This window comes from Glutamicibacter sp. BSL13 (assembly GCF_052928425.1).
The window spans coordinates 1-1,731 of sequence record NZ_JAVGCZ010000199.1 but is presented as its reverse complement, the minus strand read 5'-3'; the positions used below and the strand labels follow the sequence as shown (position 1 = coordinate 1,731).

Annotated in this window: 1 protein-coding gene; it reads left to right on the top strand. The window is 74.2% G+C overall.

Annotated features, from left to right (window positions below; genetic code table 11):
* Positions 1-1,731: AMP-binding protein (locus RCJ92_RS15800; RefSeq protein ID WP_446755109.1), on the top strand; the 1,731-nt coding region annotated here is incomplete at both ends.

Sequence of the window (1,731 nt, the reverse complement as noted above, 5' to 3'; positions counted from 1 at the left end):
CGCCGGGGCGCGGCACACCTGGGCCGACGCTGCGATCGCCGCGCACGTACTGCTGGCCAACCGGCTCACCGGCGCGGGGCGGGTCACCGTGGGGCTGCCGGCCATGAACCGCACCGGCGCCGCCGCCCTCTGCCCGGCACCCACCATCAACGTGCTGCCGCTGGCCGTGGACGTGCAGGCCGGGGCGAGCATTGGCGCACTGCTCGACGCGGTGGCCGGGGCCCGCGCGGCGCTGTCCCGCCACGGCCGCTTCCGCTCCGAGCAGCTGATGCGCGAACTGAAGCTGGTCGGCTCGGACACCACGCTGACGGCCACCGAGATCAACATCAAGGCCTTTGACGCGCCGTTGGAGGTTCCCGGGGCGACGATGGCGCTGCACCCCTTGTGCGAGGGACCGGTTGATGACATCACCTTGAACCTCATTCCCGACACCATCGCCGGCACCGTGCGCGCCACGCTCACCGCCCCGCCCGGCACCCTGGCCGAGGCGGACGCCGCCGCGGTGCTCGGCGCCTACGGCCAGCTGCTGTCCCAGCTGGTCGCCGCGGACCCGGACACGGTCCTCTCCTACCTCACCCTGGCCACCGCCGAACAGGCGGCCCCGCTGGAAGGGGAACCGGCCGCCGAAACCACCCCGCCGCTGCTCGAGGAGCTGTTCGCCGCCACGGTGGCCACCGCCCCGCACGCCCCGGCACTGCGCTGCGCCGGCGAACACCTGGATTACGCCCAGCTCGCCGCCCGGGTGGACCGGCTGGCCGCGGCGCTCGCCGGCTGCGGCACCGGCCGCTACCTGCTGATCGACTTGGAGCGCGGCATCGACTACGTCGCGGCGATCCTGGCCGCCGCGAAGGCCGGGGCCACCAGCGTCCCGCTGGACCCGCAGGCCCCGGCAGCGCGCAACCAGCGCATCGCGCACCGGCTGAAGAACCTGGCACCCCACCCGCCGATCGTGCTCACCGCCAACGCCGAGGCCTGGCTCGGCTACCCGGTACTGGATCCCGCCCAGCTGCCCGACCCGGCGGGGCCGGTGTCCGTGGTGCCGGTGCCGCGCAGCACCCCGGCCTACCTGTTGCACACCTCGGGCTCCACCGGGGAGCCCAAGGCGGTGGTGGTCTCCCGCGACGCGTTCGCCCGCTGGGCCGGCTACCACCGGCACGCCGGCTTCCTGGCGGCGCACGGCGAGCGGATCGCCCAATCCCTGCCGCTGCACTTCGACGGCGCCTGGTGCACCCTGCTGGGCATCGCGCTGGGCCACGAGGTGCACCTGGTTTCCCACGAGGTGGCCCGCGACCCCCAGGCGCTCGCCGCCGAGGTCCGCGAACACAAGATGACCTGGATGGACATGACCCCGTCGCTGGCCGCCCCGCTGCTGGAGACCGGATTGTTCGAAGCCGGCACCCCGGTGCGCCGGCTCTCGGTCGGCGGCGAAGGGTGCAGCCAGGTGCTCTGGGACAAGCTGCGCGAACTTTCCGGCATCACCGTGGAGAACCTCTACGGCCCCACCGAATTCACCATCGACGCGCTGGTCGCCGACGTATCGGACAGCCCCGACGTGGTGGTCGGCCGGCCGCTGCACGGACTGCGGGCCATGGTGCTCGACCCGGCGCTGCGCCCGCTGCCGCCGGGCCTGCCCGGCGAGCTCTACCTGGCCGGGGCGCAGCAGGCCCACGGCTACCTGGGCCAGAGCGCGCTGACGGCCTCGCGCTTCATCGCCGATCCGGCCGGCACCGC